Here is a 25,212-nt window from a genome sequence, read left to right on the forward strand (position 1 = left end):
GGCGGCGACCGTGCAGGCGCCTGCCGCGCAACCGCCCGCCGCTCCGCCGCCCGCGCCTGCCCAGCCCGCGCTGCCGCCGCCGGCGGTAGACAAGCCCGAGCAGTACGTGACCAGCAACAACGACACGTTGTGGGAGATCGCAGCCAAGGTACGCAATGGCGGCAGCATTCAACAGACCATGCTGGCGATCCAGGCGTTGAATCCGGACGCTTTCATTGGTGGCAACATCAACCGCCTCAAGCGTGGTCAGGTGCTGCGCCTGCCGACGGCTCAACAGGCCACCGCGCTGCCGCAAGGCCAGGCGATTGCCGAAGTGGCCCGGCAGTATCAGGCCTGGCGTGACGGGCGCCGCAGTGCAGCCGGTCAGCGTCAGGTCGACGCGACCCGGCGTGCCGGCACCGGAGCTGCGCCAGCCCGGGTCGAGACCCCTGACAATCTCAGCCTGGTCGCGGCCAATAAGGCGCCTGGCAGCAAGGGCGCGGCGACTGACAATGATCTGGCCAACAAGCTGGCTGTTACCCAGGAGGCGCTGGACACCTCGCGGCGCGACAACGCTGAACTCAACAGTCGCCTGACCGACCTGCAAAGCCAGTTGGACAAACTGCAGCGGTTGATGGAACTCAAGAATGATCAGTTGGCCAAGATGCAGGCTGCCGGTGCCGGTGCCGCACCAGCGGTCAGCCCGCCATTGCCGGCTGCAGCCGTCGATGCCAGTGGCGCGCCGATCAAGCCGATAGGCGAGCTGGCCCCTGAAGATGCGCTGGCAGCCAGTGCTGCCCAATCTGCTGCAGCGCCTGCCGAACAGCCGCTGGCGGTAGAGCCGGTGGCTGCCCAGGAAGAAACCGATCCGTTCAAGGCTATCCTTGAAAACCCGATCTTGCTGGGGCTTATCGGTGGCGCGGCCTTGCTGTTCCTGGCCCTGCTGCTGTTGTTCCTGGCGCGGCGTAACAGGGCCAGGGCCGAGGAAGAAAAACACCGCAATATGGCCCGTGCACTGGCTGAAGAGTCGCAGTTTGTCTCTGACATGGACCTGAACGCCTCTTCGGACAGCTTCGACAGCCTGGTGACGCCGTCGCCGAGCTACACCATGGCCCCGGCTGCCGTTGCCGCGGCTGCCGCCAATGCTTCGCGTGAGCGACCGACCGACCCGCTGGTGCAGGCCGAGATTCATATCGCTTACGGCCGTATGAACCAGGCCGTGGAGTTGCTGGAAGAGTCCTTGAAAGAGACTCCCGAGCGCGACGATATTCGTCTGAAACTGATGGAAATCTACGCCGAACAAGGCAACAACAAGGCGTATGCCGCGCACGAGCGCAAGCTGGTGGCGGCGGGAAAGCTTCAAGCTGAGGTCGAGCAGCAAAAAGACGATCACTCGACCAAGGGTGTAGCGCAGGCGCCGACACCGGCGCCTGTGACCGAGCTGGCCAAACCTGCCGAGCCTGCGCCTGCTTCTGTGGCGCCGGTGGCGGCCGTGGCAGCCGCTGCGGCGGCCACGTCTGCGGCGGCGATCGCGGCGGAGCTGGATGCCAAATATCTGGAAGAGCTGCTGGCTGATGATGAGCCGGCAGCGGCCGAGGCGGAGCCTGCCCTGGAGGCAGAGGCCGAGCCGGAGCCCGAAGCAGAGCCTGTGATAGCGGCGGCGGATGACGATTTTGATCTGAGCCTGGACGAGTTCGAGGCGGCTGCCACTGACGAGGTGGTGACGGTTGACGATCTTGATGACCTGCTCAATGACGGCGGCTTCGAATCCGAGCCGCTGACGGCTGTCGAGGATGACCCGCTGGCCGAGTTGCTCGACGCCGAGCCGCTGTCGCCGGTGGTGGCTGAAGATGACCCGCTGGCCGATCTGCTCGATGCTGAGCCGCTGCCGCCGGTGGTGGCTGAGGCGCAAGAGCCGCTGGACGAGTTCGATCTGAACCTGACCCAGGAGGAGGCTGCGCTCAAGACTGAGGACGATCTGCTTCTGAGTCTGGGTGAAGAACCACTGGATCTGGGGCTGAGCAGCGCTGACAGCCTGGGGCATGACCTTGAGCTGCCGGAAGACTTCGATCTGTCGCTGGCCGATGAAATCGAAACCGACCAGGCCACCGAGGCATTCGCTTCGGAGATCGACGACGTCAACGCCGAGCTTGATCGTCTGTCTCAGGATCTGGAAAGCCCGCCACTCGACACGCCAAGCTTCACTGCCAGTGATGCCGCTGCGCTGGAAGACGACCTGGAGTTCGATTATCTGTCCGGTACTGACGAGGCTGCGACCAAGCTGGATCTGGCGCGGGCCTACATCGACATGGGTGATGCCGAGGGCGCGCGCGATATCCTCGGTGAAGTGGTCACTGAAGGCGATGACGTGCAGAAAAATGAAGCCCGGGAAATGCTCGCCCGGCTGGCCTGAGCCTGCTCGCGGTGAGCGATCCGCCTGATCTGGCGGATTGCTCGCCTCGTGCGCTGGCGTCTTCGCCCGACAGCCTTATAATGGCCGCCCTTTTCGCAACCCACGGGCTGTAACTCCTTGGCGAACATAGACAACCCGGCCGCCGAGATGGCTGCCGAGGGCTTTCACCGCGTCGCGCTAGGCGTCGAATACAAAGGCTCGCGCTACAACGGCTGGCAGCGTCAGGCCAGTGGCGTGCCCACCGTACAAGAAACACTGGAAAATGCTCTGGGCAAGGTCGCTGCCTCCCCGGTCACCTTGTTGTGTGCCGGGCGCACTGATGCCGGTGTGCATGCCTGCGGTCAGGTGGTGCATTTCGATACGCAAACAGAGCGCTCGGAAAAAGCCTGGATCATGGGCGCCAATGCCAGCCTGCCACATGACATCAGCGTGACCTGGGCAAAGGTCATGCCGGCGCACTTTCATGCGCGCTTCAAGGCCAAGGCCAGGCGCTACCGCTATGTGATCTACAACGATCAGATTCGCCCGGCGCATATGGGTGAGGAAGTAACCTGGAACTATCGTCCGCTGGATGTCGAGCGCATGGCCGAGGCCGCCCAGTATCTGGTCGGTACCCACGATTTCAGCGCGTTTCGCGCCGGCCAGTGCCAGGCCAAATCGCCGATCAAGCAGATGCATCACCTGCGCGTCAGTCGTCACGGCAAGATGATTGTCATTGATGTACGGGCCAGTGCGTTCCTGCATCACATGGTGAGAAACATTGCCGGTGTGCTGATGACCATCGGTGCTGGCGAGCGCCCGGTGGAGTGGATCAATGAAGTGCTGCAGAGTCGGGTGCGGCGTAACGGCGGCGTGACTGCGCACCCCTTTGGCCTGTATCTGGTTGAGGTCGAGTATGCCGATGAATTCGGTCTGCCGCAGCGTTATATCGGTCCGCATTTTCTGACCGGTTTCGCTGGCCTTGAAGGCTGACGGCTGAACCTGCATTTGTTACCATCCGGGACTTTGCGCAAGGACTGAGGTTTCGTCATATGTCAGCCGTTCGCAGCAAGATCTGCGGGATTACCCGTCTGGAGGATGCATTGGCGGCCGTTGAGGCGGGTGCCGACGCGCTGGGCTTCGTGTTCTACGCGCCCAGCCCGCGTGCGGTCAGCGTGCAACAGGCCAGGGCGATCATTGCCGGCCTGCCGCCCTTCGTGACCACGGTTGGCCTGTTCGTCAACGCCAGTTCCTGTGAATTGAACGAAACCCTCGATGCATTGCCGCTGGATCTGTTGCAATTCCATGGTGATGAATCACCCGAGGCATGCGACGGCTATCACCGGCCTTTCATCAAGGCATTGCGGGTCAAGCCGGGTGACGATATCGCCGCCGCCTGCCGGGCTTATGGCAAAGCCAGCGGCATCCTGCTTGATGCTTATGTGCCGGGTGTGCCCGGAGGCACGGGGGAGCGCTTCGACTGGTCATTGATTCCCGGTGATCTGTCCAGGCCGATCATCCTGGCTGGCGGTCTTGACGCGGGTAACGTGGTGCAGGCCATTGCTCAGGTCAGGCCCTATGCGGTGGATGTCAGTGGTGGGGTAGAGCGCAGTAAAGGCATAAAGGATCACGACAAGGTGCGGGCTTTCATGCGTGCGGTGCGTGAAGCCTGATGTGACGGCGTGGCAGCTGCCGCCGTCCATTAGCCTGTCCCGGTAATGAACATGTGCGGGCTGAATTGATTAACCGGACGCTTTTGCGTCGGGTGCGGTTTCAAGTATTACGGCTGAGAGGGGCAGGTCTGGCCAGGTGCCGACCGCAGGCTGTCCTTGCTCGTCACTTTTTACACATTTAGCCAAGGGCGGGTGCCGGGCGTTACAACGCCGGGTGCTGGAGCCGAATCGGCACTGGAGAAAGAAAGCATGAGCAACTGGCTGGTAGACAAACTGATCCCTTCGATCATGCGTTCAGAGGTCAAGAAAAGCTCGGTCCCTGAGGGGCTGTGGCACAAGTGCCCATCCTGTGAAGCCGTGCTGTATCGCCCTGAACTGGAAAAGACCCTGGACGTCTGCCCCAAGTGCGACCACCACATGCGTATCGGTGCGCGTAACCGGCTGAACATCTTCCTGGACGCCGAAGGTCGCAATGAGCTGGGTGCTGACCTGGAGCCGGTAGACCGTCTCAAGTTCCGCGATGGCAAGAAGTACAAGGATCGCCTGACCGCTGCACAAAAGCAGACCGGTGAAAAAGACGCGCTGATTTCCATGAGCGGGACCCTGCTGGGCATGCCGATCGTGGTCTCGGCGTTCGAGTTCTCCTTCATGGGCGGCTCGATGGGTGCGATCGTTGGCGAGCGCTTTGTGCGTGCGGCCAATTATGCCCTTGAGCACCGTTGCCCGATGGTCTGCTTCTCGGCCTCCGGCGGTGCGCGGATGCAGGAAGCGCTGATCTCGCTGATGCAGATGGCCAAGACCTCGGCGGTGCTGGCGCGGCTGCGTGAAGAAGGCATTCCGTTCATTTCGGTGCTGACCGACCCGGTCTACGGCGGCGTTTCCGCCAGCCTGGCCATGCTGGGTGATGTGATCGTCGCTGAGCCCAAGGCGCTGGTTGGCTTTGCAGGCCCGCGAGTGATTGAGCAGACCGTACGTGAAAAGCTGCCTGAAGGCTTCCAGCGCAGCGAGTTCCTCATCGAGCACGGCGCCATCGACATGATCATTCCGCGCATTGAACTGCGCGAGCGTCTGGGTCGCTTGCTGGCGCAGATGATGAACCTGCCATCGCCAAAGGCTGACAAGCCGGTTCTGGAAGTGGTCGAGATTACTCCGGCCCCGACTCCGGCAACCGCATGACCCAGCGGACCCTGGGTCAATGGCTGGCCTATCTGGAGCAACTGCACCCGTCGGCCATCGACATGGGGCTGGACCGTGCCCGGCAAGTCGCCGGTCAGTTGGGCCTGAGTCGTCCGGCGCCCAGAGTGATCACGGTGACCGGCACCAACGGCAAGGGTTCGACCTGCGCGTTTCTGGCGGCACTGTTGCAGGCTCAGGGTCTGAAAGTGGGTGTCTACAGTTCGCCGCACCTGCTGCACTATAACGAGCGGGTGCAAGTGCAAGGCGTACAGGTCAGCGATGCTCAACTGTGCGAAGCCTTTGTCGCTGTCGAGGCGGCGCGTGGTGATATCACCCTGACCTACTTTGAAATGGGCACGCTGGCGGCATTCTGGCTGTTCGAACAGGCCGGGCTTGACGCTGTGGTGCTGGAAGTCGGGCTGGGCGGGCGCCTGGACGCGGTCAATCTGGTCGACGCTGATCTGGCGCTGGTCACCAGTATCGGTCTGGACCATGCCGACTGGCTGGGCAATACCCGTGAGTCAGTAGCGTTCGAGAAGGCCGGCATCTTGCGCGCTGGCAAACCGGCGCTGTGTGGCGATCTCGATCCGCCTGCACCCTTGCTGGAGCAGGCCGCAGCGCTCAACTGCCCATTTTTGTTACGCGGTCGGGATTTCAGCGTCGCTATCGACGTCAATGCCTGGTCCTGGCAAGGAGTGAATGGGGCAGGGCAGCCGCTGGTGCTGACTGATCTGCCGCTACTCGATCTGCCGATGGAGAATGCCGCGCTTGCATTGCAAGCCTATGCCTTGCTCGATCTGCCATGGCAGCCCGGGGTGTTGGCCGAGGCGCTGAGCGGTACCCGGATTGTCGGTCGGCTTGACCGACGGGTGCTGCGCTGGAAAGGCAAAACCCTCAATCTATTGCTGGATGTCGGGCACAACCCTCACGCTGCGCGTTTTCTGGCGCAACGGCTTGTCCAGCGTCCGGTGCCAGGCAAGCGCCTGGCGGTGTTCGGTCTGTTGGGCGACAAGGATCTCGAAGGCGTGGTTGCCGAGCTGGTGGCGGGGGTCGCGCATTGGGCTGTGACGCCGTTGCCAACCCCGCGTAGCACGCCGGTTGAGCAATTGCAGGCCTGCTTGCAGAACCTTGGTGCGAGCGTGACGTCCTATCAGAACGTGGCCCAGGCACTGTTGGCACAGTGTGAGCAGGCGACGGCGGATGACGAGATCCTGTTGTTCGGATCTTTTTACTGCGTGGCCGAAGCGCTTGAATGGCTGGCCGATCACGCTGATTGAGGACTGAAGGTGGCTGCGATGCTGGACAAGGCTTACAAACAGCGGATGGTGGGGGCGTTGGTGCTGATCGCCATTGCGGTCATCTTTCTGCCGATGCTGTTCACCCGTGAAGACGAAACCCGCAGCGTGCGGGTCGATGCGCCTGCTGCGCCCGAAGCCCCGGTGATGCAGCCGGTGCAAATCGAGCCGGTCGCAGTGCCTGAGCCCCAGCAGATCACCCAGGTCGAAACCCCAGCGCCGAGCACGGCGCCGCCATCGCGGCCGATTGCCCCGGCGCCGGCCCAGCAGGCGGCTCCAGCGGCGCCTGCCGCTGCACCTGTGGCCTCCGCACCTGTGGCCAGCGCACCCAAGCCGGCCGTCAAGCCCGCGCCAGCGCCTGCCCAGCCGTCAACGCCTGTTCAGCCGCCTGCGCCGACCCAGGCCAAGGCAGCTGCGCCCAGCGGTGTGGACGCCAACGGCCTGTCGGTCAGCTGGTCGGTTCAATTGGCCAGCATGTCCAATCGGGCCAATGCCGATAACCTGCAAAAGACCCTGCGTGCCCAAGGCTACAACGCTTACATTCGCACCTCCGATGGCGTCAATCGGGTGTTCGTCGGGCCGCTGATCGAGCGTGGCGAAGCCGATCGTCTGCGCGACCAGCTCGACAAACAGCAGAAACTCAAGGGTATCGTGGTGCGTTTCCAGCCGGAACGCGGCTGAACACAGCTGTTTCGAGAAAATTCAGCTCACCGATAATCGCCGCTTACCGACCGGCGGCCGCTCTGTTAAAATGCGCCGCCTTATCCGTCTGCAGGCTGCAACGTGGCACTTACTCCGGTTGACTGGGCGATTCTCGTGATCATCGCCATCTCCGCTTTGATCAGCATCAAGCGCGGCTTCGTCAAGGAAGCTTTGTCGCTGCTGATCTGGATCATCGCAGGCGCAGTCGCCTGGATGTTCGGTGCCGGGCTGTCCCATTATCTGGCCGACTACATCGCCACGCCTTCGATGCGGGTGATCGCCAGTTGCATCATTCTGTTCGTCGCCACCCTGATTGTCGGGGCGATGGTCAATTTTCTCATCGGCGAGCTTATTCGCGTCACCGGGTTGTCCGGGACCGATCGGTTCCTCGGTATGGTATTTGGTGCCGCGCGTGGCGCCCTGCTGATCGTTGTCGCGGTCGGGCTGCTGAGCCTGGGCCCGGTGCAACAGGATCAGTGGTGGCAGGAATCACGCCTGGTGCCGCAGTTTCTCATGGTCGCTGACTGGTCGAAAAACCTGATTGTCGGGATGTCCGGTCAGTGGTCAACCAGCGGCATCGGCATTCCTGCCGAATTGCCGTTCAAGGAGCAGATCCTGTCGCCGGAAATGGCCCAGGATGTGCTCGGTAAATCCAGTTCCACTAAGTAGGGGTTGTGTCGCATGTGTGGCATCGTCGGAATCGTCGGTAAGTCGAATGTCAATCAGGCGCTGTATGACGCGCTCACCGTCCTCCAGCACCGCGGCCAGGATGCTGCCGGTATCGTGACCAGCCATGATGGCCGGTTGTTCCTGCGCAAAGACAACGGTCTGGTGCGCGATGTGTTCCAGCAGCGTCATATGCAGCGTCTGGTTGGGCACATGGGCATCGGCCATGTGCGCTATCCAACAGCCGGCAGTTCGACGTCGGCCGAAGCCCAGCCGTTTTATGTCAACTCGCCGTATGGCATCACCCTGGCGCATAACGGCAACCTGACCAACGTCGAGCAGTTGGCCAAGGAAATCTACGAGTCCGATCTGCGTCATGTGAACACCAATTCCGATTCGGAAGTGCTGCTCAACGTGTTCGCCCATGAACTGGCGGTACGCGGCAAATTGCAGCCGACCGAAGAGGACATCTTCGCCGCCGTGGCTGACGTGCACAAACGTTGCCGCGGTGGGTATGCCGTGGTGGCGATGGTCACCGGCTACGGCATCGTCGGCTTCCGTGACCCGGACGCCATCCGCCCGATCGTGTTCGGCCAGCGTCACACCGACGAAGGCGTCGAGTACATGATCGCCTCCGAAAGCGTCGCCCTCGACGTGCTGGGCTTCACCCTGATCCGTGACCTGGCACCGGGCGAAGCGGTGTACATCACCGACGACGGCAAGCTGTTCACTCGCCAGTGCGCGCCGAACCCACGTTACGCGCCGTGCATCTTCGAGCACGTCTACCTGGCGCGTCCTGACTCGATCATTGACGGTATCTCGGTGTACAAGGCGCGGCTGCGCATGGGCGAGCGCCTGGCGGAAAAAATCCGTCGCGAGCGTCCCGACCACGACATCGACGTGGTCATCCCGATTCCGGACACCAGCCGCACCGCGGCGCTGGAGCTGGCCAACCACCTGGGCGTCAAGTTCCGCGAAGGCTTCGTCAAGAACCGCTACATTGGCCGGACCTTCATCATGCCGGGCCAGGCGGCGCGCAAGAAGTCGGTGCGTCAGAAGCTCAACGCCATCGAGCTGGAATTTCGCGGCAAGAACGTGATGCTGGTCGATGACTCCATTGTGCGCGGCACCACCTGCAAGCAGATCATCCAGATGGCGCGTGAAGCCGGCGCCAAGAATGTCTATTTCTGCTCGGCCGCACCGGCCGTGCGTTACCCGAACGTCTACGGCATCGACATGCCGAGTGCTCACGAACTGATCGCCCACAACCGTACCACCCAGGAAGTGGCTGATCTGATCGGCGCCGACTGGCTGGTCTATCAGGAGCTCAGTGACCTGATTGAAGCGGTCAGTGGCAGCAAGAAGATCAAGATCGATAACTTCGACTGCTCGGTGTTCGACGGCCAGTACGTCACCGGTGATATCGATGAGCACTACCTGAACCGGATCGAAGACGCCCGCAATGACGCGGCCAAGGTCAAGAGCCAGGCCGTCAGCGCGATCATCGATCTGTACAACAACTGATTGACAAGGAAAACGGGCATGGCAGAGCAATGGGATGCAGGCCGGCTGGACAGCGATCTTGAAGGCGTAGGGTTCGACACCCTGGCCGTGCGTGCGGGTCAACACCGCACCCCTGAGAGCGAGCATGGCGACCCGATGTTCTTCACCTCCAGTTACGTGTTCCGTACGGCGGCTGATGCCGCCGCCCGGTTCGCGGGTGAGGTGCCGGGCAACGTCTATTCGCGCTACACCAATCCGACTGTGCGTGCCTTCGAAGAGCGTATTGCTGCTCTTGAAGGCGCCGAACAGGCGGTGGCCACCGCCACCGGCATGGCGGCAATCCTGTCGGTGGTGATGAGCCTGTGCAGCGCCGGCGATCACGTGCTGGTGTCGCGCAGCGTCTTCGGCTCGACCATCAGCCTGTTCGAGAAGTACTTCAAGCGTTTCGGTGTCGAGGTCGACTACGTGCCGCTGGCTGAACTGGCTGGCTGGGATGCGGCGATCAAGCCGAACACCAGGCTGCTGTTTGTCGAGTCGCCATCCAACCCGCTGGCTGAACTGGTCGATATCGCCGCGCTGGCAGAAATCGCCCATGCCAAGGGTGCCTTGCTGGTGGTCGATAACTGCTTCTGTACACCGGCCTTGCAGCAACCGCTGAAGCTGGGTGCCGATGTGGTGGTGCACTCGGCCACCAAGTTCATCGACGGCCAGGGTCGTTGCATGGGCGGTGTGGTTGCCGGACGCAGCGAGCAGATGAAAGAAGTGGTGGGCTTCCTGCGCACCGCCGGCCCGACCCTCAGCCCGTTCAACGCCTGGATCTTTCTCAAGGGCCTCGAAACCTTGAACCTGCGCATGCGCGCCCACTGTGCCAACGCCCAGGCGCTGGCCGAGTGGCTGGAACAGCAGGACGGTATCGAGAAGGTTCACTATGCCGGCCTCAAGAGCCATCCGCAGCACGAACTGGCCCAGCGCCAGCAGAAAGGCTACGGCGCGGTGGTGAGTTTTGAGGTCAAGGGTGGCAAAGAGGGTGCATGGCGTTTTATCGATGCCACGCGTCTGGTGTCGATCACCGCCAACCTGGGGGACGCCAAAACCACCATTACTCATCCGGGCACGACTTCGCATGGGCGTCTGACCCCGCAGGAGCGTGCCTCGGCGGGTATCAGCGACAGCCTGATTCGTGTCGCAGTCGGCCTGGAAGACGTTGTCGACCTGCAGAACGATCTGGCTCGCGGCCTGGCAGCGCTGTGAGCGAGTGGGCCATGCAGGCTGCCGGGCCGACTAACGGCCGGGTGGCTCTGGTGACCGGCGCTGCACGCGGCATCGGCCTGGGCATTGCCGCCTGGCTGATCAGCGAGGGCTGGCAGGTGGTGCTGGCCGACCTGGACCGCATTCGTGGCAGCAAGGTGGCTGAAAGCCTGGGCGATAACGCGATGTTCGTCGTCATGGACGTGTCCAGCGAAGAACAGGTGGTCGGTGGTGTGGCCAAGGTGCTGCGCCAGTTTGGCCGGCTGGACGCTCTGGTGTGCAACGCGGCAATTTCCGAGCCCCATAACGGTACTCTGGAAAGCCTCAGCCTGGAGCGCTGGAACCGCGCGCTGGGGGTCAACCTGACCGGCCCCATGCTGCTGGCCAAGCACTGTGCTCCGTACCTGCGTGCGCACGGTGGCGGGATCGTCAACCTGACCTCCACCCGTGCCCATCAGTCTGAAGCCGACACCGAAGCCTATGCGGCCAGCAAGGGTGGCCTGCTGGCCTTGACCCATGCACTGGCGGTCAGCCTCGGCCCACAGATCCGGGTCAACGCGGTCAGCCCCGGCTGGATCGACGCCCGCGACCCGTCGGCACGCCGCGCCGAACCGCTGTCTGACCTTGACCATGCTCAGCACCCGGTGGGCAGGGTCGGGACCGTGGAAGACGTAGCCGCGATGGTGAGCTGGCTGTTGTCACGCAACTCAGGCTTCGTGACCGGCCAGGAGTTCGTCATCGATGGTGGCATGAGCCGCAAGATGATCTACGCCGAACAAGCGTAGTACTCAAGCAAATACCTGAACCGGCGCCATGCCGGTTTTTTTATTTGAGTGGCATGGGAACCGGGGTCCTCCAACCCAGCGGCGGGATCTTTTTAAAGGGCTTCCCGGCTCAAGACGGTCCCCGGATTCAACCGTATCTCCCTGATTTGAAAAATATTTCACTCCAGGTGTTGACTTGCATGAGGGGGGTGCGTAAAGTTCGCGGCCTCAGCGAAGCAAAGGGTGATTAGCTCAGCCGGGAGAGCATCTGCCTTACAAGCAGAGGGTCGGCGGTTCGATCCCGTCATCACCCACCATCGTTGAGTTTGAAAGTTGATTCACGAGAACTTTCAAGGTTGTAAAAACCAGGATGAAAGTCCTGCATGCGCAGCGGTAGTTCAGTCGGTTAGAATACCGGCCTGTCACGCCGGGGGTCGCGGGTTCGAGTCCCGTCCGCTGCGCCACTTTATCCAGATCGGGTTCGCCGGGTCTGCGATTGAAACGCCAACTGGCAGTTCAATCATGCCGTGATTCAAACTACCGAAAGTTTGTTTCAGGTTGAAGCAAGAGTTACAAGCGATACGCAGCGGTAGTTCAGTCGGTTAGAATACCGGCCTGTCACGCCGGGGGTCGCGGGTTCGAGTCCCGTCCGCTGCGCCATATCCGGTTCCAGAGCCCTTGAACTCTCTGGAACAAACAAGAAAGCGACCTTAGGGTCGCTTTTTTGTTGTCTGCGATTTTTACTGTCCTTCGCCCCTCATGTAACGCAGGGTCATCAGGCTCAGCGCCTTAATGCCGGTGGCAAGGCTCGGATCGTCGACCTGAAAGCCCGGCGAATGAGTCGGCCACACCGGTTTGTCCTGCAGTGCCGGCGGAGTGACCCCCATGCGCATGAACAGCCCCGGAATCTGCCGCGCATACTCGGCAAAGTCATCGGCGCCATAGGTGCCGTTGTCGATCTTCACCGGCGTGCCGGACACCTGTTGCAGGACCGGCAACATGCGTTCAGCCAGTGCCGTGTCGTTATAGCCTGACCGGTAGCCACCAGGCAGATACTCCACCGTTGCCGTAGCGCCGGATGCCTGGGCAATGCTTTGCGCGGTATTGCTCATGCGCTTGAGCACATCTTCGCGTTGCTCATCGCTGACCGTGCGTATCGAGCCTTCCAGACGTATCTCGGCCGGGATGATGTTATGGCGGTCGCCGCCCTCCAGGCGGCCCACCGAAATCACCGGTGCTGGAAGCACGCTCAGGTTCGACTGCCGACTGGGAATGGTCTGCCAGGCGAGGATGATCTGCGCCGCCACCGGCACCGGGTCGATCCCGGTCCAGGGAAAGGCCGCATGAGTCTGGCGCCCGGTGATGCGGGCCACGAAGGTGTCGGCCGAGGCGGTGGTGCGTGCCTTGCTCAGGGTAAAGGTGCCGGCAGTGCCGGCGGTGACGTGAATGCCGAAAATCACCTCCGGTGCCGGCGCCTGCAGTACGCCCTGTTTGATCATCAGCGCGGCGCCGCCTTGCTCGCCCAGTGGTGGGCCCTCTTCGGCGGGCTGGAAAATCAGCTTCAGGGTGCCGGGCAGCGCGTCGCGGTGTGCGGCCAGCACTTCGGCCACGCCGATCGCCATGGCCATATGCGCGTCGTGACCGCAGGCATGCATCACCCCGACGTCCTTGCCACGGCTGCGCAGGTCATTGCCTTCGTCCTTGGCGCGCAGCGTCGAGGCATAGGCCAAACCGGTCTGTTCGGTGAGCGGCAGGGCATCGAGCTCGGCGCGGATGGCCACCACCGGTCCGGGCTGGCCGCCTTTGAGCACGCCGACCACACCGGTATGGGCCACCCCGGTCTGCACCTCGAAGCCCAGCTCGCGCAGGCGCCGGGCGATGCGTTCGGCGGTCTTGAACTCGCGATTGCCCAGCTCGGGGTGGCGGTGAATGGCATGGCGCAGTTCGATCACGCCGGGCAGCAACGTGTCGACCTGGGCCGGCAGATCAGCCCAGGGATCGCCGCTGCCAGCGCTGGCTTGAGTGCCGATGGCCAGCCATAGCAGGCTCAGCGCCAGTAGCGGTTTAATAGGTGAACGCGATGGGGGGATAGTTACCATTGAGCAGGTAGTCTCCGATGGCCTTGTACTTATAGGCCACTGAATCGTGGGTGGTGTGGGTGCGGGCGTTGCGCCAGTGACGGTCGAAGTTGTAGCGGCTCTGAGTGGTTGCGGCGCCGCCTACCTCATACAGCCGCTCGCAGACATGCAGGGCGGCGCGGGTCGACGCGATCTTGGCTTCGGCCACGGCAATCGAGGAGCGCGCCAGAATGGCGTCAAGCTCTGCGCCTTCGGCCAGGCCTTGCAACTGGGTGACGGCGGCGGTCTGTACCGCACCGGCGGCTTTTTCCACCAGCGCCTGGGCGCCATGGATGGTGGCCGACAGCTCGCCAATGGTGTGCAGGATGTACGGATCGTTGCTGGCCTTGTCGACGCCGCTTTCGCGCACCGGGCGCACGCCGCTGCGTGCCCAGGCGATGGCATCGTCCAGCGCCGCCAGGCCAATCCCGACGTCCAGCGCGCAGTGGATGAGCTGGGCGCTGGCGCCGATGTAGTTGCGCCGCTGATACCACTGCGCCAGCGGGATGACCTGATCGGGGTGCACCGGCACGTTCTCCAGCAGGGTGCTGCCGCTGGCGGTGGTGCGCTGGCCCATGCCGTCCCAGTCGTCGAGCAGGCTGATGCCGGGGGTGTCGGCGGGCAGCATCACATACACGGCCTGGCCGGCTTCATCCACGGCCTGGATTTTCAGCAGGTCGGCGAACAGGCAACCGGTGCTGTAGAACTTGCTGCCGTTGAGCAGCAGTTGCTCGCCCTGGCGTTGCAGCCGGGTGTGGATTTCGCCGCGAAAGGTGCCGCTGCGTTCGGCGATGGCTCCGGACGACAGCTTGCGGTCGACAAAGGCACCGAGGTATTCGCGCTGCTGGCGCTCATTGGCGATCAGCCGCAGATGCTCGACCGTGGCGAAATGCGGGAACAGTGCCTGGGCCACGCTGGGGTCGGCCTTGGCCAGGGCCATGAAGATCTGCGCCACCTGCAACTGGTCAATATCGCCACCGCCCAGCGCCTTGGGCACCCGTGCCGCGCCCAGGCCGGACTCGCGGATCAGGTCAAGCTGGGCGTAGGGCAGGGTGCGCTTGGCGTCGCGCTCGGCGGCGCCGGGCTGGATCTGCGCGGCCAGTTGGTGGGCCAGTGCAACGTAATCAGTCATTGAGCTATCCATCAGGTTTCAGAAGCATCACGCAGCGCTTGGCGCGGGACACCGAACAAAAGAATCAACGCGCCGCAGGTCACCAGGCCGGCGACGATATACAGCGCAAGCGAGATGCTGCCGGTACTGGTCTTGATCGAGCCGATCATGATCGGCGTCAGCAGGCTGCTGACCTGCCCACAGCAATTGACCATCGCCAGCCCGGCCGCCTTGGCCTGGTCGGAGAGGTAATAGGTGGGAATGGTCCAGAACACTGCCGTGGCCACCAGGTAGCCGCTGGTCATCAGGGTCAGGATCGCGATGGCGGCCCAGGGGCTGACCAGAAAGTTTGGCAGGATCAGCATTGCCGTGGCCGCGGTCAGGCCGCCCAGGGCGAAATGCCAGCGGCGTTCCTGGCGCAGGTCCGAATGCCGGCAGGCCAGCAGCATGACCACCACCCCGACCACATAGGGCAGCGCTGAAAACAGCCCCAACTGGCTGAGGTTGGCGACCCCCGATTCGCGAATGATCGACGGCGCCCAGATATTGGTCACGTTGCCGGTGCACATGATGGTCAGGCAGTAGGCCAGGGTGATGAACCACACCTTGCGGTCTTTCAGCGCTTCGACGAAACGCTGATGCCCGCCCGGCTTGCGATTGCGGCGTTCTTCGTCGAGGGCATGCGCGATGCGGCGTTTCTCATCGTCGCTCAGCCACTTGGCGTTGGCCGGTTTGTCATCCAGCCAGTACCAGGCGAACAGCCCGGCCAGTACCGGCGGGATGCCGGTGACCACAAACAGCCATTGCCAGCCGGTGAACCCGCCCAGGCCGGCAAAGTGGCTCATGATCCAGGTCGACAGCGGGCCGCCGATGATCCCGCAGACCGCGATGGCCATGATGAACCGTGAGGTGATACGCCCGCGGTAGCTGGCCGGGAACCAGTAGGTCAGGTACAGGATCACGCCGGGAAAAAAGCCGGCCTCGGCGGCGCCCAGCAGGATGCGCAACACATAGAACTGCATCGGCGTCTGGGCAAAGGCGGTGGCGATGGTCACCAGGCCCCAGAGCACCATGATGCGCATCATGGTCTTCTTTGCGCCGATCTTTTCCAGCAGCAGGTTGCTGGGGATTTCGAACAGCAGGTAGCCGATGGAGAACACCCCGACGATGATCCCGAAGGTCGCGTCGCTGATGTTCAGATCAGTCTTGAACTGCAAATGGGCGAAGCTGATGTTCACCCGGTCGAGCCAGTTGAGCACGAAGCACAGAAACAGAAACGGCATGATCCGCCAGGCCAGCTTGCGGTACAGCGCCTGATCGAAGCCCTGTGAGGGGGTATGTTCGACCAGCCCCTCGGGGGCTGGCGTGCTGTTTGAAAGACTCATGGGGTCACCAGCTCACGTCGACTTTGGCGAAGTAGTACGCGCCTTCCAGGCCATAGGGCGAATACCAGCTGTAGGTCGGGTTGTCGGTGGGGAAGAAATAGAAGCGCTTGGCTTCGGCGTTGAGCTGCTGCGGCCGACGGTCGAAGATGTTCTCGCCGCCGACGGTCAGTTTCACCGCGTCGGTCAGGTAGTAACCCAGGCTCAGGTCGGTGATGAACGCCGGGCGGATCTTCTCGTCACGGCTTTCGGAAATCTGATTGCGCCCCACCACTTGCGAATAGCGGGTGCCTTTGAGGTTCACATCGAAGTCGCCCAACTGCCAGTTGAGGTTCAGCGAGGTGACGTTCTTGGGGTAGGCGGTGGTCAGGTTGCCCTGCCGGTCGCGGCCCACTGCGCTGACCCCGGTGCCGGCCAGTGCGGCAGGCTCCTTGAGTTTCTCGATGGTCTGCAGGCTCTGGTTACTCAGCAGGGTCCACTGGGTTTTGCCGTACTGGCCGAAGTCATAGCGATAGTCGGCCACCAGGTCGATGCCACGGGTGCGGGTGTCGGCCAGGTTGCCGAAGTAGGAGACGATCTGGTTGGGGTTCAGCCCTTGGCCGGCCAGCAGGTTGGACACCGCCGTGCCTTGCAGGTTACTGGTCTGCAGGATGCGGTCCTTGATGTCGATCTGGTACAGGTCGACCGTCACGCTGAGGTTGTCGGTGGGCGTGGCGACAAAGCCCAGGCTGTAGTTCAGCGAGCGTTCCGGGTCCAGCTGTTTGGCGCCCAGTGCGCGGCCGGCGGCATCATCGACGGTCACGTAGCGGGTGGTGTTCTGCTCCAACTGGCCGGTGAAGCTGTTGGCGCGCCAGGCGGTCAGCGACGAAGAGTAGTTCTGTTGTTGCAGCGACGGGGCGCGGAAGCCGTTGCTGATGGTGCCGCGTACCGCGAAGGCCGGGGTAAAGGCATAGCGGGTCGAGAACTTGCCGCTGGTGGTGTCGCCAAAGTCACTGTAGTGCTCGAAACGCCCGGCCAGGCTGACATCCCACTTGTCGGTCAGGCGCTGGCTGAGGTCGACATAGGCGGCGGTGTTGGTGCGCGAGTAATTGTGCGCGTCCTGCGGGGTGAAGCCAGCCAGGCCCGGCGCGCCGGGGTTGGGGCGCTGGCCGGCCAGCGGGTGACCGGCCGGGAAAATATAGCCGCCGTCACCATAAGAGGCGAACTCGCCATCCTCAATCTGGAAGCCGTCACGGCGAAACTCAAGGCCGGCGGCGACGTTCAGCGGGCTGCTGAACAGGCCAGTGTCGAAGCCGCGGGTCAGGTCCAGGTTATTGGTCCACTGGCTGGCGATCAGATGGCCACCGTCCATGTCGCGGGGGCTGTCCGGGCCGAGCGACGGGTTCAGCGAGCGTTCGTTGCGGATATTGGCGTCGTTGCGGCCATAGCTGCTGGACAGGTCCCATTTCCAGCCCAGCAGGTCGTCGTGGCGTACACCGATCACGCTCTGGAAATCGTCCTCTTCGACCACAAAGCGCGGCGCAAAACCGTCCGGGTACACCGAGACAATATTTTGCGGCGAGTTGGCGGTGCGGTAGGTGCCCCAGCTGGTGGAGTTGCGATGGCTGACCGTGGAGAACGAATAGACGGTGACGTCGTCGTTGAGCGGCAGTTCGGCGTTGTAACCGAGGTTGTAAGTCTGCGAGCGCGGCTGGCCAAGCTGCTGGCGGTAGCGGCTTTCGCCGGTTTCACGCGGGTCGGGCTGGCCGTTCTGGGCAAAGTAGATGCGCGTGGAATCCGGTACGGCCCCGGCGACGTTAGAGCTTTCCTGGATGCCGACGTCGGCGCTGAGGCTGAAGAAACCGTCATTGGGCAGGGCAAAGCCCTGGTTGATCTGGGCCTGGCCGCGGGCGCCGAAGTTGCCCTTGCCGCCGACCCGTTCCCGATACTGACCATACAGGGCACTGGCGCTGCCGCCCTGATCGTTCTGCTTGAGGATGATATTGATCACCCCGGCGATGGCGTCGGAGCCGTACTGGGCGGCGGCACCGTCGCGCAGTACCTCGACATGGTCCACGGCGCTGACCGGGATCAGGTCCAGGTCGGCAGGCGACTGGCCGCTGGAGGTCGCGGCGGTCTGGACGAAAATCAACGAGGTGTTATGCCGGCGCTTGCCGTTGACCAGCACCAGTACGTGGTTGCCGCCCAGGCCGCGCAAGGTCGCGGATTTGACCGCCAGGCCGGTGCCGCCGGTAAAGCCTGCGGCGTTGGTGTAGGACGGCACGCTGGCGGCCAGGGCCTCGCGCAGGTTCTGTTTGCCGGAGCGGGCCAGGGCCTCGCCGCTGATCACATCAATCGGCGCCAGGCTTTCAGCCACGGTGCGGCCGGCGTCGCGGGCGCCGGTGACCACCACCGTCTGCAAGGCGGTGTCCTGGTTGTCAGCGGTGTGGGTCGGCTGCGCAGCGAACGCCTGCGGTGTGGCACACAGGCCGAGGATACCCAGGGTCAGCAGGCTGAGCCTTGGGCGATAAGCAATGCAAGGGCGAGACATAGTGAAGCTCCAAGTGAAACGCCGCTTCCATCGCTGGTGGTGGGTGTGCCTGGCAGTACGGGCGTGGCGGAAAAGGGTGGGCAGTTATGGTTATGGTTATCGGTCACGCATGACGTCGATCCGTGCCTGATCGACCAGCGCCAGATGCCGTTGCAGCCGTTCTCTGCGTTCGGCCAATAGCAAGGTTTTGCTCCACTCGACCGCGCGCGGGTCATGGGCGGCCAGTTGCGCGGCCAGTTCCAGGGCGCGGCTGTGCGGGTCGTCGACCACCTCATTGACCAGCCCCAGGGCCAGCGCCTGATCGGCATCGAAGGTCCGGGCGCTGAGCATGATGTCCAGTGCCGCGGCTTCCCCGATCAGGCTCGGCAGGGTGATGGCGCTGAAGCCCGACAGCATGCCGTGGCGCACTTCCGGGAAACTGAATTGCGTGTCGGTACGGGCGATACGCAAATCGCAGTGAATCGCCAGGCTGATGCCCAGCCCCAGGGTATGGCCGTGCAAAGCGGCGATCACTGGCTTGCGCAGGTTGACGCCCACCCCAGGCAGAGCGTTGGCCAGCACGTCGCTGCTGGCGGTCTGGCCGGTGCTGTGAATTTCCTTGAGGTCGGAACCGGCGCAGAACGCCCGCTCGCCGGCACCGCGCAGCACGATGGCGCGTACGTCGGTGTCGTCCTGGGCGCGTTGCCACACCTGACCCAGTGCGGCCTTGGTCTGGCTGTCCAGCGCGTTGAGACGCTCCGGGCGGTTGAGGGTGACCAGCAGAACGCCGTCGCCCTGCTTCTGATACTCGACTGTCATCACGTGATTTCGCTGATTGTGAAAGAAAGACGCATTGCCTCTTGAGGTCGGCGTCAAAGTGGGGAAAACTTAATTGATGTGCACAATGCAAACAACATGTTTGTTATATGAACATATTCTTAAGTGGTTACCAACGGTTATAAAAGATGAAAGCGATAGTTCTGAAAGGCTTCGGCGGGCCCGAGCAGTTGCAGGTCGAAGAGGTGCCCACCCCGCAGCCGGGGCGCGGCGAAGTGCTGGTCAGGGTGCACGCCGCCGGTGTCTGCCACCACGATCTGCTGCACCGTGCCGGGCAGCTGCCCGGCGCACACACCGGTGTGGTGTTAGGCCATGAGGTGGCCGGGGAAGTGGTGCAGGTCGGTGACGATGTGCTGAATCTGGCCGTCGGGGCACGGGTGGTGATCTACCAGCGGCGGTTCTGCGGCCAGTGCCGGCAGTGCCTGCGCGGTCGCCAGGACTTGTGCCGGGCACTGGGCCTGCCGTCGGTGGATACCGAGGGCGCCTATGCCGAGTACCTGCGGGTGCCGGCCATTTCTGCCGTCCCATTGCCCGATGGGCTCGACTATGTGCAGGCGGCGCTGGCTTCGTGCCCGATCGCCACCAGCGTGCGCGCCCTGCATGGCGAGGCTGCGCTCAAACCGGGTGAAACGGTGCTGATCAACGGCGCCAGCGGCGGCCTGGGCGCGCATCAGATCCAGCTGGCCCGAGCCTTGGGCGCGCGGGTCATCGCCGTGACTGGCAGCGCTGAAAAGCGCGAGTTTCTTCAGGCGCTGGGCGCCCATGAGGTGATTGTCAGCAACGGCAGCTACAGCGCCGAGGTCTGGCAACTGACCGGCAAGCGTGGCGTGGACGTGGCCATCGAAAACCTTGGGCACACTCTGGAGGACACCCTGCGCAGCATGAGCCTGGGGGGGCGGGTGGTGGTACTGGGTAACGTCAGCCCCGGGGCGGTAGCGGTCAATCCCGGATTGCTGATTGGCCGACGCTTGAAACTGCAGGGTTCGGGTAGCGCGACGCTTGAAGAGCTGCGCACCGCGCTGGCGTTGATTGCCGCCGGCCAGGTCAGGCCGCTGATCGACCGGGTGTTGCCGTTTCCTGAGGTGGCCCAGGCTCATGCACTGCTGGAGTCGCGGCAGGTCAATGGGCGCATCGTACTGAGCGGGTGGTAAGCATGGATATCAGCACCCTGTTGAGTCAGGCCGCGCACAAGTGGCCTGAACGTATTGCTCTGTATGAGCCGGCAGTGCACCGCAGCCTGAGCTTTGCGGATCTGGACCGGCAACTGACGGCCTTCGGCCTGGCGCTGGAGCGTTTGAATGTGCAGGCCGGTGCACGGGTGGCGCTGCTGGCCGAGGCCAGCATCAATTACCTGCTGGCCGACTATGGCTGCATGGCGACAGGCCGGGTGCGGGTGCCGCTGGACCCGGCGTTGTCGGGTGAGGAACTGCTGGCACAGGTGCGTGACGCGGGGGCGCAGTTGCTGCTGTTCTCCAGCCACTATCAGGCGCTGGCCGGGCAACTGCGCCAGGCAGGTGTGCCGTGTCTGGCCCTGGAGGGCTTTGCCGAGGCATCCGCGCTGCCGTTGCCCGCCCGTGCAGCCCAGCCGGCGCAAGCCCTGGCTTCGCTGAACTACACCGGCGGTACGACGGGCCTGCCCAAGGCCGTGATGCACCGGCATGCCAGCCTGTGTGCGGTGTTGCAGAACATCGTCATGGCCCGTGGTGCAGTGCCGGGTGATGTGTTGCTCAACGTGCGCCCGCTCTGGCCAATCGCGGCGGTCGCGGTACTGGGGCATCTGCTCAGTGGCGGCCAGGTGGTGCTGGGCGGGCGCTTCGAGGCGCCAGCATTCATCGGTCAGTTGCGTGAGCATCAGGCGGCTTTCAGTTCGCTGGTTCCGACCCAGCTGTTGCGCCTGCTGCGCGAAGCCGGCACTGCGGCAGCTGATCTGCCCTCGTTGAAAACCCTGGACATCGGTGCGGCGGCGCTGGCCAGCGAGGTTCTGGAGGGCGCATGCCAGTTGTTCGGCAGCCGGCTGAGCGTGCTGTATGGCATGACCGAAGCACCGTGGAGTTGTTATTTGAGCGTGGCGCAGATGGCCGCGACCCGTGCTGCGGGTGAGTCTGCTCAAGGGCTGGTCGGACGCCCGGTGTTCTCGGCGGCGCTGCGCATCGACCAGCCGGACGAGCAGGGGGTGGGCGAGATTCTGATCGCCGGACCGCAACTGATGGCCGGCTACTGGCAGCAGCCTGAACTGACCGCGCGCACCCTGGCCGACGGCTGGCTGCGCAGTGGCGATCTGGGCAGTATCCGTGCTGATGGCCTGCTAAGCGTGCAAGGTCGCTGCAAGGACATCATCCGTAGCGGCGGTAAATCGGTGCAGCCGAGCGAGGTCGAGCAGAGCCTGCGTGAGCTGGCTCAGGTGACCGATGTCCATGTGTTTGGCCTGGCGGATCTGGAGTGGGGTGAGCAGGTGTGTGCTGCCGTGGTACTCAGTGAGCCTGGCGCGCTCTCGGACCAGCAACTGATCGAGCACTGTCGCGCGCGGCTGTCGCGTTTCAAAGTGCCGCGGCGCATCTGGTTTCTCAATGAGCTGCCGCGCTCACACTACGGCAAGGTGCAGCAGAACCGGTTGCTGGCCGAACTTGATGCAGGGCCGGGCCAGTGAGCCCGGTCGTGGCGGCTTGCAGCTACAGGTCGCCCAGTTGCGCCGCGATCCCGTCACAGGCGCGGCGCACATGGCTGGCCAGCGGCGACTGCGGATGGATTTCGCTTTCCATCTCCAGCCCGGCAACCACCAGCGCACCGATTGCCGGGCCGTCGCCGGCCCGGATCGGGTAGGCCACCGATGACAGGCCGGGCTTGAACTCGTTGTGGCCGAAGGCGAAGTCCTGTTGCTGACGGATGGTGTCCAGGTTTGGCAGCACCCTGGCGTGGCGTTCGGCACCCAGCACGGCAATGGCTTGAGCCGTATCGTAGGTGGCCAGGATGGCGCGGCCGCTCGGGCTGCCTTCCAGTGGAAAGTGGTCGGCCAGATCGACAATCACGTTCAACGGCGTGATGGGGGTCCACATGCGCTCGATCAACACCACCTGGTCGCCCACCGGCACCGAGACCGAGACGATGGCCTGGCGGTCAGCGGTGACGCGTTGTAGTTCGATGGCGTAGGGCAGGGCGATCTTGCGCAGATTCAGGCGGTTCAGGTAAGCGGTGGAGTACACCAGGCACTCCGGGCCGAGCCGGTAGGTGCCGTTGTGCGACTCGATCAGGCTCCAGTAGGTCAGGGTCTTGAGCAGCCGGTGAATGGTGGTCCGGTCGATTCCGGTAAGGCGCGCCAGATCCAGCGCGCTGGCGCCGTTCTTCTGGCTGGAAAGCGTGCGCAGCAGCACGATCGAGCGGTCAATGACTTGCACTCGGCCGCCACCGGTCGTTTCCTTGCCGGTTTCAGATGCGCGGTTAATAGGGGGGGTATCCATCGTGGCAGTGGTTTCCGAATCGTCTGACGTGCGGCTCGCGGCGCTCAAGGGTAGCCGTGATCGCCGCTTGGGTGAAGCGTTGAGTATGAACAGGGGGGCTGGCGGGCAGATTTCAGTGAATAAGACTTCATGTAACCAAATGCTTGCCAAGTCTGCGTTGATCCCGCGCCTGGGTTGTTGCAGACTTAGCGCCATTTTCCTGATCGCCCTGCCGTTCTTTATCTCCGGGATTTCCGATGTTCAATGTTCTGAATGTTCGTACTGCCTGCTGGGTGTCTGCCCTGCTCATGGCTGCTGGTTGTTCCTCGCCCAAGCAGGCGATCTACGATCATGAGCATTTCGATGACGCCGGAACCTTCTCGCGCACCTACCCGGCCAGCGATACCGCGTCCTGCGAGGCGGCGCGGCGGGCACTGCTCAGCCAGGGCTACATCATCACCAGCAACGACCCGAAGATGATCAGCGGGCGCAAGAGCTTCCAGCAGACTGGCGATACCCATATCGAAATCAGCTTCAACGTGGTCTGCGCCGATGACGCCCATGCCGGTACGTCGAGCATGTTCGCCAACGCCCTGCAGGACCGCTACGCGCTGAAGAAAACCAACACGTCGGCCAGCCTGGGCGTCGGTGTGCTGGGCTCGGTGTCGATGCCGATCGGTTCCACCGACGATTCGATGGTCAAAGTGGCCAGTGAGACCGTCGCATCCACCAAGTTCTACGAGCGCTTTTTCGGCCTGGTAGAGAATTTCCTGCCGCCGGAAGTCAAGCAGGCGGCGCACATCGTCGAGCAACCCAAGCCTGACATGGGTGTGCCTGAAGCGACCGCGCCGGCACCGGCTGCGCTGGTCCCTGCTGCGGCTCCTGCAACTGCTCCGGCGGCCGTCCCTGAGCAGCCGCCAGCGCCAGCCACCGAAACCGCAGCGCCAGTAGCTGCGCCCGCTGACACAAGCCAGCCACTCGCCGCGCCCGTCGAAGCCGGTTCATTCAAGGTTGAGCAGGTCGAGTCGCCGGCCGCGCCGACAGACAGTGCCCATCCCCTCGACAGCGAGCCGAGTAGTCTGGAAGAGCTGCTTGAGCAGCATTCCGCTCCCGCAGAGCAGAGCCCGCCCGCCGAGTAACCTCAGGAGCGCTGCCCGGCGCTCTGTGCATGCAACTGCTGGAGAAAGGCTGCCAAGGCAACCTCTTCGGCGCTCAAGCCTTGGCGTTTGCGCGAGCGCGGCAGTTTGGCCAGTTCGCCGATCACGAAGCCTTCGAGCACCGCCGGGTGGATATAGCACTTGCGGCAGACCGCCGGAGTGTTGCCCAACTGGCGGGCGACATTTTTGACCATCTCGACGATATGCTTCTTCGCGTCGCTTTCCGGTTCCCAATCCAGCTTGCGCAAGGTCGTCAGGGCCAACACGCTGCCGGCCCAGGTGCGGTAGTCCTTGGCAGTGAAGTCGGCGCCAGTCAGGGTATGCAGGTAGGCGTTGACGTCCGATGAGCTGATGCCGTGGCGCTGGCCGTCGGCGTCCAGATACTGAAACAGGTTCTGGCCCGGCAACTCCATGCAACGCTTGATGATGTTAGCCATGCGCCGGTCCTTGATGCTGATCTGGTGCTCCACGCCGCTTTTGCCACGAAACTGGAAGAGGATTTCGCTGCCTTTGATGTCCACATGCTTGTTGCGCAATGTGGTCAGGCCGAACGAGCGGTTGTCACGGGCGTAGCGCGAGTTGCCGATGCGTATCAGCGTCGCGTCGAGCAGGCTGACCACGGTGGCGATCACCTTGTCGCGGCCCATGCCGGGCTGGCTCATCTGCGCTTCAAGCTGCTTGCGCACCTTGGGCAGGGCGCTGCCGAAGGCAATCATGCGCGCGTACTTGTTCTGGTCACGGATTTCCCGCCAGCGCGGGTGATAGCGGTACTGCTTGCGCTGGCGCGCATCGCGGCCGGTGGCCTGCAGATGGCCGCGCGGGTCGGCGCAGATCCACACATCGGTATAGGCCGGCGGGATGGCCAGGGCGTTGATGCGCTGGATCTCGGCCTTGTCGCGGATCCGTTGGCCGTCCAGGTCAAAATAGGCAAATTTGCCGCGCAGCAGCTTGCGGCTAAAGCCGGGCTCGCTGTCGTCGACGTAATGCAGGTCAGGGGGGAGCTGGTCGGCGGCGATGGCGTCTGGCATGAAGGTAGCGTCCACAGGGCGATACCTTCATTGACCATCACTGTGTTTCTAGGTGCGATAAATCTGACTTAGCCAAGAAACAGCCGATACGCCGGGTTATTGGTCTCGTCCCAATAGGGGTAACCAATCTCTTGCAGGGTGTCCTGGACCAGGTCGTGTTCATCTTCCGGCACCACCAGCCCCGCCACTACCCGGCCATCGGCTGCGCCATGGTTGCGGTAGTGGAACATCGAAATGGT

The 25,212-nt window shown here is 63.2% G+C and carries 20 protein-coding genes, 3 tRNA genes and 1 pseudogene; 16 read left to right on the top strand and 8 right to left on the bottom strand.

From position 1 onward, the window contains the following. The 13 genes from NRB16_RS27860 to NRB16_RS27920 all read left to right on the top strand — a co-directional run. A partial coding sequence (locus NRB16_RS27860; RefSeq protein WP_257107468.1) for a FimV/HubP family polar landmark protein occupies nt 1-2,392 on the top strand: 2,392 nt, incomplete at its 5' end. A gap of 147 nt (nt 2,393-2,539) precedes the next feature. Further along, nucleotides 2,540-3,364: a tRNA pseudouridine(38-40) synthase TruA gene (gene truA, locus NRB16_RS27865; protein ID WP_045493552.1), complete on the top strand. Its 825-nt coding sequence runs from the start codon at nt 2,540-2,542 to the stop codon at nt 3,362-3,364. A 59-nt stretch (nt 3,365-3,423) separates the two neighbouring features. After that, nucleotides 3,424-4,044 (top strand): phosphoribosylanthranilate isomerase, encoded by a 621-nt coding sequence (locus NRB16_RS27870; protein WP_257107469.1) that lies wholly within the window; start codon nt 3,424-3,426, stop codon nt 4,042-4,044. 249 nt (nt 4,045-4,293) lie between these two features. Then, complete coding sequence (accD, locus tag NRB16_RS27875) at nt 4,294-5,220, top strand: acetyl-CoA carboxylase, carboxyltransferase subunit beta (RefSeq protein ID WP_045493541.1); 927 nt, start codon at nt 4,294-4,296, stop codon at nt 5,218-5,220. Further along, nucleotides 5,217-6,497: a bifunctional tetrahydrofolate synthase/dihydrofolate synthase gene (gene folC, locus NRB16_RS27880; protein WP_253141961.1), complete on the top strand. Its 1,281-nt coding sequence runs from the start codon at nt 5,217-5,219 to the stop codon at nt 6,495-6,497. Before accD ends, folC begins: the two co-directional genes overlap by 4 nt. 18 nt (nt 6,498-6,515) lie before the next feature. After that, a complete protein-coding gene (locus NRB16_RS27885; protein ID WP_045493537.1) occupies nt 6,516-7,196 on the top strand; it encodes an SPOR domain-containing protein in 681 nt (226 codons plus the stop codon). A gap of 102 nt (nt 7,197-7,298) precedes the next feature. Continuing rightward, a complete protein-coding gene (locus tag NRB16_RS27890) occupies nt 7,299-7,886 on the top strand; it encodes a CvpA family protein (protein ID WP_045493536.1) in 588 nt (195 codons plus the stop codon). Nucleotides 7,887-7,898: 12 nt separating this feature from the next. Next, complete coding sequence (purF, locus tag NRB16_RS27895) at nt 7,899-9,407, top strand: amidophosphoribosyltransferase (RefSeq protein WP_253141966.1); 1,509 nt, start codon at nt 7,899-7,901, stop codon at nt 9,405-9,407. Between the two features lie 18 nt (nt 9,408-9,425). Next, nucleotides 9,426-10,637 (top strand): O-succinylhomoserine sulfhydrylase, encoded by a 1,212-nt coding sequence (locus NRB16_RS27900; RefSeq protein WP_045493534.1) that lies wholly within the window; start codon nt 9,426-9,428, stop codon nt 10,635-10,637. Nucleotides 10,638-10,648: 11 nt separating this feature from the next. Continuing rightward, on the top strand, nt 10,649-11,419 hold the full coding sequence (locus NRB16_RS27905) for an SDR family oxidoreductase (protein WP_253141982.1): 771 nt from the start codon (nt 10,649-10,651) through the stop codon (nt 11,417-11,419). Between the two features lie 220 nt (nt 11,420-11,639). Further along, nucleotides 11,640-11,715 (top strand) — tRNA-Val (locus NRB16_RS27910). Between the two features lie 70 nt (nt 11,716-11,785). Further along, a tRNA-Asp gene (locus NRB16_RS27915) sits at nt 11,786-11,862 on the top strand. Nucleotides 11,863-11,981: 119 nt separating this feature from the next. After that, nucleotides 11,982-12,058 (top strand) — tRNA-Asp (locus tag NRB16_RS27920). Between the two features lie 80 nt (nt 12,059-12,138). Here NRB16_RS27920 and NRB16_RS27925 read toward each other — a convergent pair. From NRB16_RS27925 to NRB16_RS27945, 5 genes are all read right to left on the bottom strand, one after another. Further along, entirely contained in the window at nt 12,139-13,497 is a 1,359-nt protein-coding gene (locus tag NRB16_RS27925; RefSeq protein ID WP_257107470.1) for an amidohydrolase, read from the bottom strand. Continuing rightward, the gene (locus NRB16_RS27930) at nt 13,463-14,647 is read right to left on the bottom strand and encodes an acyl-CoA dehydrogenase family protein (protein ID WP_253115629.1); all 1,185 of its coding nucleotides are present in this window, start codon (nt 14,645-14,647) and stop codon (nt 13,463-13,465) included. Before NRB16_RS27930 ends, NRB16_RS27925 begins: the two co-directional genes overlap by 35 nt. Nucleotides 14,648-14,658: 11 nt before the next feature. Further along, nucleotides 14,659-16,011, bottom strand: coding sequence for an MFS transporter (locus NRB16_RS27935; RefSeq protein ID WP_084710176.1), 1,353 nt, complete (start codon nt 16,009-16,011; stop codon nt 14,659-14,661). A gap of 4 nt (nt 16,012-16,015) precedes the next feature. Further along, nucleotides 16,016-18,538: a TonB-dependent siderophore receptor gene (locus tag NRB16_RS27940; RefSeq protein WP_257107471.1), complete on the bottom strand. Its 2,523-nt coding sequence runs from the start codon at nt 18,536-18,538 to the stop codon at nt 16,016-16,018. A 96-nt stretch (nt 18,539-18,634) separates the two neighbouring features. Then, entirely contained in the window at nt 18,635-19,336 is a 702-nt protein-coding gene (locus NRB16_RS27945; protein WP_045493520.1) for an enoyl-CoA hydratase/isomerase family protein, read from the bottom strand. Between the two features lie 146 nt (nt 19,337-19,482). Here NRB16_RS27945 and NRB16_RS27950 point away from each other — a divergent pair, with 146 nt between their 5' ends. Both NRB16_RS27950 and NRB16_RS27955 read left to right on the top strand, forming a co-directional pair. Beyond that, the gene (locus tag NRB16_RS27950; protein WP_257107472.1) at nt 19,483-20,505 is read left to right on the top strand and encodes an alcohol dehydrogenase catalytic domain-containing protein; all 1,023 of its coding nucleotides are present in this window, start codon (nt 19,483-19,485) and stop codon (nt 20,503-20,505) included. Nucleotides 20,506-20,507: 2 nt separating this feature from the next. Continuing rightward, nucleotides 20,508-22,001 carry a class I adenylate-forming enzyme family protein gene (locus tag NRB16_RS27955; RefSeq protein WP_253115635.1) on the top strand — a complete coding sequence of 498 codons (1,494 nt, stop codon included), beginning with the start codon at nt 20,508-20,510 and terminating at the stop codon, nt 21,999-22,001. A gap of 22 nt (nt 22,002-22,023) precedes the next feature. On the opposite strand, the gene NRB16_RS27960 is transcribed toward NRB16_RS27955, so the two are convergent. After that, nucleotides 22,024-22,746, bottom strand: a complete 723-nt coding sequence (locus NRB16_RS27960; RefSeq protein ID WP_231906538.1) for an IclR family transcriptional regulator — start codon at nt 22,744-22,746, stop codon at nt 22,024-22,026. 299 nt (nt 22,747-23,045) lie between these two features. Here NRB16_RS27960 and NRB16_RS27965 point away from each other — a divergent pair, with 299 nt between their 5' ends. Continuing rightward, nucleotides 23,046-23,927, top strand: coding sequence for a DUF2242 domain-containing protein (locus NRB16_RS27965; RefSeq protein ID WP_253115638.1), 882 nt, complete (start codon nt 23,046-23,048; stop codon nt 23,925-23,927). A gap of 2 nt (nt 23,928-23,929) precedes the next feature. On the opposite strand, the gene NRB16_RS27970 is transcribed toward NRB16_RS27965, so the two are convergent. Together NRB16_RS27970 and NRB16_RS27975 are read right to left on the bottom strand one after the other, a co-directional pair. Then, the gene (locus NRB16_RS27970) at nt 23,930-24,973 is read right to left on the bottom strand and encodes a DNA topoisomerase IB (protein WP_045493504.1); all 1,044 of its coding nucleotides are present in this window, start codon (nt 24,971-24,973) and stop codon (nt 23,930-23,932) included. 68 nt (nt 24,974-25,041) lie between these two features. Beyond that, nucleotides 25,042-25,212: pseudogene (locus tag NRB16_RS27975) on the bottom strand (threonine ammonia-lyase, biosynthetic); the annotation flags it as partial.

Origin of the sequence: Pseudomonas sp. LJDD11, from assembly GCF_024584215.1 — a bacterium.
Taxonomy (GTDB): Bacteria; Pseudomonadota; Gammaproteobacteria; order Pseudomonadales; family Pseudomonadaceae; genus Aquipseudomonas.

Bases quoted from the DNA above. Each gene is read 5' to 3' on its own strand.
- truA (WP_045493552.1), top strand. From the start codon at position 2,540: ATGGCTGCCGAGGGCTTTCACCGCGTCGCGCTAGGCGTCGAATACAAA.
- NRB16_RS27870 (WP_257107469.1), top strand. From the start codon at position 3,424: ATGTCAGCCGTTCGCAGCAAGATCTGCGGGATTACCCGTCTGGAGGAT.
- accD (WP_045493541.1), top strand. From the start codon at position 4,294: ATGAGCAACTGGCTGGTAGACAAACTGATCCCTTCGATCATGCGTTCA.
- folC (WP_253141961.1), top strand. From the start codon at position 5,217: ATGACCCAGCGGACCCTGGGTCAATGGCTGGCCTATCTGGAGCAACTG.
- NRB16_RS27885 (WP_045493537.1), top strand. From the start codon at position 6,516: ATGCTGGACAAGGCTTACAAACAGCGGATGGTGGGGGCGTTGGTGCTG.
- purF (WP_253141966.1), top strand. From the start codon at position 7,899: ATGTGTGGCATCGTCGGAATCGTCGGTAAGTCGAATGTCAATCAGGCG.
- NRB16_RS27900 (WP_045493534.1), top strand. From the start codon at position 9,426: ATGGCAGAGCAATGGGATGCAGGCCGGCTGGACAGCGATCTTGAAGGC.
- NRB16_RS27905 (WP_253141982.1), top strand. From the start codon at position 10,649: ATGCAGGCTGCCGGGCCGACTAACGGCCGGGTGGCTCTGGTGACCGGC.
- NRB16_RS27925 (WP_257107470.1), bottom strand. From the start codon at position 13,497: ATGGTAACTATCCCCCCATCGCGTTCACCTATTAAACCGCTACTGGCG.
- NRB16_RS27930 (WP_253115629.1), bottom strand. From the start codon at position 14,647: ATGACTGATTACGTTGCACTGGCCCACCAACTGGCCGCGCAGATCCAG.
- NRB16_RS27935 (WP_084710176.1), bottom strand. From the start codon at position 16,011: ATGAGTCTTTCAAACAGCACGCCAGCCCCCGAGGGGCTGGTCGAACAT.
- NRB16_RS27940 (WP_257107471.1), bottom strand. From the start codon at position 18,538: ATGTCTCGCCCTTGCATTGCTTATCGCCCAAGGCTCAGCCTGCTGACC.
- NRB16_RS27945 (WP_045493520.1), bottom strand. From the start codon at position 19,336: ATGACAGTCGAGTATCAGAAGCAGGGCGACGGCGTTCTGCTGGTCACC.
- NRB16_RS27950 (WP_257107472.1), top strand. From the start codon at position 19,483: ATGAAAGCGATAGTTCTGAAAGGCTTCGGCGGGCCCGAGCAGTTGCAG.
- NRB16_RS27955 (WP_253115635.1), top strand. From the start codon at position 20,508: ATGGATATCAGCACCCTGTTGAGTCAGGCCGCGCACAAGTGGCCTGAA.
- NRB16_RS27965 (WP_253115638.1), top strand. From the start codon at position 23,046: ATGTTCAATGTTCTGAATGTTCGTACTGCCTGCTGGGTGTCTGCCCTG.
- NRB16_RS27970 (WP_045493504.1), bottom strand. From the start codon at position 24,973: ATGCCAGACGCCATCGCCGCCGACCAGCTCCCCCCTGACCTGCATTAC.